Here is a 6,806-nt window from a genome sequence, read left to right on the forward strand (position 1 = left end):
TCAATCTTATCTATTAAAACGATTTTGATAGGTTTCGCAAACCTCTATTAATGTGATTTTGATAGGCTCCACAACCTCTATTAATACGATTTTTGTAGGCTTCGTAACCTCTATTATTAGAGTAAAATTGTATCATTTAAGTTGCAGTTAGTCAATAACTACATTACAAATCTAGCTTAATAGCACTATAACAATTACCTATAATAAATAATTCTTTTTCACTTAAAAATACCGCATCTTCTATGTCGTCTTCATAATCTATTTTTATTTCATAAGATGTAATATTGTTCAAATCTACCATCTTTTTCAATTGCTTCGTTGATTTTTTTAATATCGTCATAACTGGCATAAATTACATTTCCTTGAGTTTCATTATTTGTGAAATAAAAATACTTGCTATTGCCTAATTCAATTAATTTTTGATTTAGTTTATAAATAAATTCTTCATTAAACCACTCATCATCAAAATTAATCGATATAGATTCTGGTTTTTCATTGATTTTAAAATTTACAGTAATTTTCGATTCGCCAAATCCCAAGTCTTCCATTTCGTCAAAATCTGCTACTTCTATATCTGTGAAATTTAAATTTTCACCAGTCATATCATCAAATCTTTTTATAAAACTACCATATAAATATGAATCCATCATATCTGCATCAAATGTACAAATATTTTCTTCTGTTACTTCAACACCCAACTCGCCTATTAAATCGACTAATTCATTATTTTCATAAAAAATATCACCATCAGGTACTTCTTCTATTTCATCATAAATATTTGCCAAACCCTTTTTAGTTATTTTATAACCTATAATTGTTTTTCTCGTGTTTTTTTCTAAAATATAATCTTTTAGCCATAACGTGATGTCTATCAATTCATATTTTTTATATGATACTTCAAAAATTTCTTCAACTATGCTCGATATTTCTTCTTTTGAAAAACAAGGCTCTTTTGCTGGTTTTCCTCTGAAAACAGTTGTCATGATAGATTTTCTTTTTCTGATATCATCTTCTTTTTCCCAATAAGTAAAATTTACTTCATTAAAATTCTCTGTACTTTTAAATATAAAATTCGATACTAGTTTAAACATATTTTCTCGTTTACTCTTATTCCCATTAAATATATTCTTCATAATAACTCCCTCTTTTATAATTTATTTAAAAAAATGGATCTCGAAAAGCGAAATCCATTTTCCTAAATATCAAACTATCTATTAAACTCTAACTACATATCCTTCTTTACGAGGTGCTGCTGGTTTAAGTGGATCCTTAGCATAACCTAAAACGCAATGTCCAACGCCTATGTAGTCGCCTTCAATTCCCCATTTTTTAAGAAGTTCCTTTCCTTCTTCACTTTCAAATTCTTCTTTAGCTCTGTGAATCCAGCAAGAGCCTACGCCTAATCCGTAAGCTGCATTCATTAAATTACCCATTACTAAGCTTCCGTCTTCTACACAAGTAGGTCTATTTTTGTCTGCTAGGACTATAACTACTGTTGGTGCTCCATAAAATGGATCCATATCTTCTTTTCCCATTATTTTTGCGTTCATTTTTGATAATTTAGCTATAGTTTCTTTATCTTGAACAACTATCATTATAGGTGATTGCTTGCCCATTCCAGTTGCTGCATATTCGCCTGCTTCTAGTATAGCGTTTAATTCTTCGTCTTTTATTTGTTCGTCTTTAAATCCGCGAACACTTCTTCTTCCTTTTAAAGCTTCAAATAATTCCATTCGAATACCTCCTGATTATATAAATTTATGTATATATTATACCATAATTTTTCATCCATATTTTTCCTAGAGCATTTAAATTACTATTTAAATAGTTTAACTTCAATATGAAAAAAACTGGCAACTCTTAGTTGCCAGCTTTTTTATTTATAGTTAATACTCCACATTCCTCTTGAATAATAGAAGTACTATAGAAGCTTTCTAACGCCTTAACTAGGTAATACGTATCCTTGATGCCTCCTGTTTCATATGCTGAATGCATCGCAAGCTGAGGCAGACCTATGTCGACCGTGTTTAAAGACACCTTTGAATTTGATATATTCCCAAGTGTAGAGCCACCCGTCATATCAGATTTATTTGTAAATACTTGATAAGGTACATCTGCATCCTCGCAAATACTTTTAAATACGGCCGCTGACATTGAATCAGTTGTGTATTTTTGGTTTGCGTTGAATTTTATCACTATGCCCTCGTTCATATACGGTCTATTTGTAGGATCTGATTTTTGAGGGTGATTTGGATGTACGGCGTGGGCATTGTCAGCTGATATCATAAAGCTGTTTGCTACGGCTCTTAGGTAGTCCTCTTGAGTTCTTCCTAGAGCGCTGTTTATTCTGTTTAATGTGTCAACTAAAAAAGTAGATTCTGCACCTTGCTTAGTTAAACTGCCCACTTCTTCGTTGTCGAATACTGCGTGAACCTGTACAGTATCTTCGTTTTCTCCTGCTAAAAATCCCTTTAATGATGAAAACGCACATTGTAGGTCGTCTAGCTTTGGAGATGACATAAATTCTTCGTCAGCACCCCAGATGCTTCCCTTCATTCTGTTGTATAAAAATAAATCGCTTCCTAAGATATCTTTTTCATCTACACCTATACTATCTGCTACTAATTTCATCAAGCTGTCCTTTGAACTTATATCTCCATAAAGTGGTAGCATGTCGTTTTGAGCATTGTATTTGTAGCCGTCGTTTATATTTCTGTTAAAATGTATTGCCAAGTTAGGTATAACTACTAGATCTCTATCTATGTTTACAAGCTTTGATATAAATTTGTTGCCCTCCTTGACTACAACCTTACCTGCTATTGAAAGCGGTCTGTCAAACCAAGAGGAAAATATCATACCACCGTATTTTTCCACATTTAGCTTAACTAGCTTATTGTCTACTTCGATTTGATAATTTTCCTTTATCTTAAATGTCGGCGCGTCGCTGTGGCTCGCAACTATATTGAAGCCTTTGAAATTTTTACTTGGTATTTTAAAGGCTATTATAGATGAATAGTTTCTAATTACATAGTATTTGCCACCTTCTTGTAGGTCCCATGCTTTACCTTCTGAAACCTCACAAAATCCATTTTCATCTAGTATTTTCTTCGTATTTTCTACTGCATGATAACAGCTTGGACTTTTTTGTATAAAATCTAATAACTGGTTAGTCATTTGTTTAAACACATCAAAACCTCCTCTCATGTATTAAATTTAAATTTTTTAATGTATTTATTTTTCATATATATTATAATAGTTAAATAGTATTATAAATTTGGGAGGAATAATTTCTATATGGACTTTAAAGATAAAAAAATTGTACTTAAAAAAATAATATATTACTTACTAGGTTTTCTACCTCTTATCGTTACTTTTTTTGTATACCCTAATATTCCAGAACAAATTCCTTCTCATTATTCTACTATAGGTGAGGTTGCTAAATGGGGAAATAAAGGAGAAGTTCTAATTATACCTTTTTTATTGGCTGTATTCACTTATGCTAGACCTAGAATTTTTACAGATGAATTTCAAATCAAAATAGAGGATAAAGTTAGCGATTTTGCAGCTTTATTATTTATTGTGTCTGTAAATCTTTTATGCTATCTACAGCTATATACTTCTTTAAATGGTATAGATAGCAAAACTACGTTCAATTTTTATAATTTACTGAGCTGTATAATTTGCTTTGTATTTATGTTTTTGGGATATATATTTTTAAACTGTGATAGAGATTCCAGCGTTTGTATAAAGATTCCAAATTATTTGATGGATAACTCTATATGGAAAAATTTACATCACAATCTAGGCTCATACTGGCAATCTAGTAGCATAGTATGCCTGCCAATAGGTATATTATGTGGAAATACCTACATACTACACCTATTAACTGCAGAAATACTATTTATAATACTAATACCTTTAGTTATTATTCTTCACTATATAAAAAAATATAGAAAAATTTAATCTTTTATTATTATACCTATAAGCTTTGAAATTTCTATAGCTTGATAGGTATTTAGCTTGCAACCTCTTAGATTTTCCAAATTAAAGGATGCCCCTTGGATATTTGAATTTGAAAAAAATCCTTCCTTATTTACACTATTTCTAAAAGATCATTTATTTTTTCTATTATATAAGTAGCCCCTGCTGCTTCTAGCTCGTCTCTACCTCCATAGCCGTACAATACGCCTACTGAATCTAGGTTTAATTGTTTTGCGCCAAGGATATCGTATTGTCTGTCTCCCACCATAAGCACGCTGTGGTCTGGCTTTTTGCCGATATTTTCTAGTGCAAATGCTATTACCTCAGGCTTTTTAGTTCTAGTTTCGTCTAGATTACTTCCTGCTATGAAGTCGAAGTACTTATCTAAGTCGAAATGCTCTAAAATCTTTTGGCAGTACACCATAGGCTTTGATGACGCTAGAATTATTTTCTTGCCCTCTTCCTTAAGAGCCTTTAAAGTATCCTCCACACCTTCATAGACTACATTCTCAAGCATACCGCCGGCAACATAGTACTCTCTGTATTTTTCTATAGCTAGCTTTATTTTTTCTTCATCATCGCCTAAATATTCTCTAAAAGTCACGCTAAGCGCTGGTCCTATATGTCTTTTTAATGATTCTCTTTCCTTTTCTATGCCAAAATATTTTAGCGAATATCTAATCGAATTAGTTATTCCCAAATCAGATTCTGTAATAGTTCCATCTAAATCAAATATTATCGTCTCGTATTTTTTCATTTATATCTCCCAACTTATATTATTTTTTTATTTACTAGATACATTTTACAATAAAACAATCTATATTTAAATATCACAAAAACCAAAAAGGCTGTATCACCCCTGATACAGCCTTTTCCCGTACAAAATATATTCATTTTCCCCAAAACGAATTTAAAACAATAACTAAATTTAAAACAATAAATAATTTTTGTTAAAATATAGTCAAGCCCGAAGTTGACTATTTTTTTTATTTTTTCTATACTTATATAATAAACCATGGAGTTACTCCATAGTCAATGCTATTTTACAAATATTTTTTAGTAATAACCAGGAGATATACAAATGAAGAATTTAACATTTAATATAAGCGAAACTTCACGCATAACAGGCCTTTCTATCGATACATTGAGATATTACGATAAAATAGGTTTAATTGAATCTAAAAAAAATCCTAACAACCGCTATAGATACTATACTATTGGAGATATATCTATAATCAATCATATAAAAAGTCTACGTGATCTAGATTTATCTATCAGCGATATAAAATTACTCCTTCACTCAGATACGGAAACTCAACATCGCATTTTACAAAACCACCACAAGGTACTAATAGAAAAGGTGGCTTCTATCAAAAAAATAGAGAGAGTCGTAAAGGACACTTTAAAAGAAGCCAACTCTACTAATTTAATGATAAATGTTCCTGTAGTAAAATCCTATGAAGATAGATATTTTAAAAAATTAAAAAACAATGTAAAATCCAACAAATGTTGTATTTCAAAGAAAAATTTACTTGAAACCTCTGAAAATTTTATAGATGTAATCGATAAATTTATATTTACGTTCGACAGCAAAGAATTCGACTCTAAATCACTATTCGAATTCTTTGAATTAGGTAAAATATCCGAAGATCAACAGTACTATACAGAAATAACTAAAGAAGAAGCGGATAAAATAAAAGACGACGACAAAAATGCAGACAATTTACTGATAATACCTAAATCTAATTACATAGAGACTATTACGAAGCTATCAAAAAATAATTTCAAAGAGTATTTTGTGAATCTAATAAATTGGATAGAGTTTAAAAACCTAGAGCCTATTTATCCAGGCTTTATAAAATATTTAGATGCTTCTCTTTATTTTATAAATGAGGGAGAGAGCTTGATTAAATTTGAAATTCCATTTATACATAAAAAATACGAATAATTATATAGATTAGCAGATATATTGTACTTTTTTATTTTAGTGTGGAGGCAATCACAGCCTCCATGCTTTTTTATTAGAAAATAAAAAAATAGCAACCAATTGGGGATGGTTGCTACAAGGTGTCTTATACTTCCGTTTGTATAAGACGGGGTCGTTATTGTTATTGTTTTGAAATTCTATCTTTGGGGAAAGTAGAATATGATTTAAGTCAGAAAAATTTATAGAATAGTTGATGTGAAAACCTGCCAATAATTTTCTTACATCTTGTTATTCCTCAAACATAAATTTTATAACTTAATTTCTATGGTTTTATTATATAATTATGTATACAGTATGTCAATACTTTTTTTCAATTTTTTTTATTTTTTTCCAAATTTCGTTCCGATATATACAAACTATAGAGTTACTCTATAGTTTGTATCGTTTGAAAACATTTTCCCAAAAATTTCACAGAACAAATTTTCTAGATATTTTTTAAACAATAAAAGGACCTCATGCATATTTTTGCACAGGTCCTCTTTTATAGAAAAAATATTTACTTTTTATTATACAACTCTTCTTCCATTTACAAATGCTCTGCTGTAATGACCACTACTTAAATCTGATATTACAACCTTTTTTTGAGTTGAAGAAGCGTGGATAAATTTACCACTTCCTATGTATATACCTGCATGAGATACACTTCCATTATTTGATCCATTTGTATCAAAAAATACTAAATCTCCTGCTCTTAAGTTGCTCTTGCTTACGTATGTACCGTACTTACTTTGAGCACTTGAAGTTCTTGGTATTGCAATATTTGCTTTTGTCTTGAATACATAGTATGTAAATCCTGAGCAGTCGAAGCTGTTTGGTCCTTGTGCTCCCCATACATATG

General features: G+C 30.3%; 8 protein-coding genes. 2 read left to right on the forward strand and 6 right to left on the reverse strand.

What is annotated here, in order from left to right:
• Positions 1–163: 163 nt before the first annotated feature.
• The 4 genes from ACI3VO_RS02540 to ACI3VO_RS02555 form a co-directional block, all read right to left on the reverse strand.
• A complete protein-coding gene (locus ACI3VO_RS02540; protein WP_439756406.1) occupies positions 164–292 on the reverse strand; it encodes a hypothetical protein in 129 nt (42 codons plus the stop codon).
• Positions 270–1,133 carry a hypothetical protein gene (locus tag ACI3VO_RS02545; RefSeq protein WP_439756407.1) on the reverse strand — a complete coding sequence of 288 codons (864 nt, stop codon included), beginning with the start codon at positions 1,131–1,133 and terminating at the stop codon, positions 270–272. The genes ACI3VO_RS02540 and ACI3VO_RS02545 overlap by 23 nt, the downstream gene beginning before the upstream one ends.
• Before the next feature lie 81 nt (positions 1,134–1,214).
• Positions 1,215–1,733, reverse strand: a complete 519-nt coding sequence (locus ACI3VO_RS02550) for a nitroreductase (RefSeq protein ID WP_439756408.1) — start codon at positions 1,731–1,733, stop codon at positions 1,215–1,217.
• A gap of 127 nt (positions 1,734–1,860) precedes the next feature.
• Positions 1,861–3,186: a M18 family aminopeptidase gene (locus tag ACI3VO_RS02555; protein WP_439756409.1), complete on the reverse strand. Its 1,326-nt coding sequence runs from the start codon at positions 3,184–3,186 to the stop codon at positions 1,861–1,863.
• Between the two features lie 108 nt (positions 3,187–3,294).
• Here ACI3VO_RS02555 and ACI3VO_RS02560 point away from each other — a divergent pair, with 108 nt between their 5' ends.
• Positions 3,295–3,963 carry a DUF1648 domain-containing protein gene (locus tag ACI3VO_RS02560; protein WP_439756410.1) on the forward strand — a complete coding sequence of 223 codons (669 nt, stop codon included), beginning with the start codon at positions 3,295–3,297 and terminating at the stop codon, positions 3,961–3,963.
• 130 nt (positions 3,964–4,093) lie between these two features.
• Here the strand turns inward: ACI3VO_RS02560 and ACI3VO_RS02565 are convergent, their stop codons facing one another.
• Positions 4,094–4,738, reverse strand: a complete 645-nt coding sequence (locus tag ACI3VO_RS02565) for an HAD-IA family hydrolase (RefSeq protein WP_439756411.1) — start codon at positions 4,736–4,738, stop codon at positions 4,094–4,096.
• Between the two features lie 324 nt (positions 4,739–5,062).
• Between ACI3VO_RS02565 and ACI3VO_RS02570 the strand changes: the two genes are divergently transcribed.
• A complete protein-coding gene (locus ACI3VO_RS02570; RefSeq protein ID WP_439756412.1) occupies positions 5,063–5,929 on the forward strand; it encodes a MerR family transcriptional regulator in 867 nt (288 codons plus the stop codon).
• 545 nt (positions 5,930–6,474) lie between these two features.
• Here ACI3VO_RS02570 and ACI3VO_RS02575 read toward each other — a convergent pair.
• Positions 6,475–6,806: C40 family peptidase (locus ACI3VO_RS02575; RefSeq protein ID WP_439756413.1), on the reverse strand; the 332-nt coding region annotated here is incomplete at its 5' end.

Origin of the sequence: Intestinibacter sp., from assembly GCF_051866655.1 — a bacterium.
In the GTDB taxonomy this organism is placed as follows: domain Bacteria; phylum Bacillota; class Clostridia; order Peptostreptococcales; family Peptostreptococcaceae; genus Intestinibacter.

Coding starts and splice junctions, on each gene's coding strand:
- ACI3VO_RS02565 (WP_439756411.1), bottom strand. CDS start 4,738: ATGAAAAAATACGAGACGATAATATTTGATTTAGATGGAACTATTACA.
- ACI3VO_RS02550 (WP_439756408.1), bottom strand. CDS start 1,733: ATGGAATTATTTGAAGCTTTAAAAGGAAGAAGAAGTGTTCGCGGATTT.
- ACI3VO_RS02570 (WP_439756412.1), top strand. CDS start 5,063: ATGAAGAATTTAACATTTAATATAAGCGAAACTTCACGCATAACAGGC.
- ACI3VO_RS02560 (WP_439756410.1), top strand. CDS start 3,295: ATGGACTTTAAAGATAAAAAAATTGTACTTAAAAAAATAATATATTAC.
- ACI3VO_RS02545 (WP_439756407.1), bottom strand. CDS start 1,133: ATGAAGAATATATTTAATGGGAATAAGAGTAAACGAGAAAATATGTTT.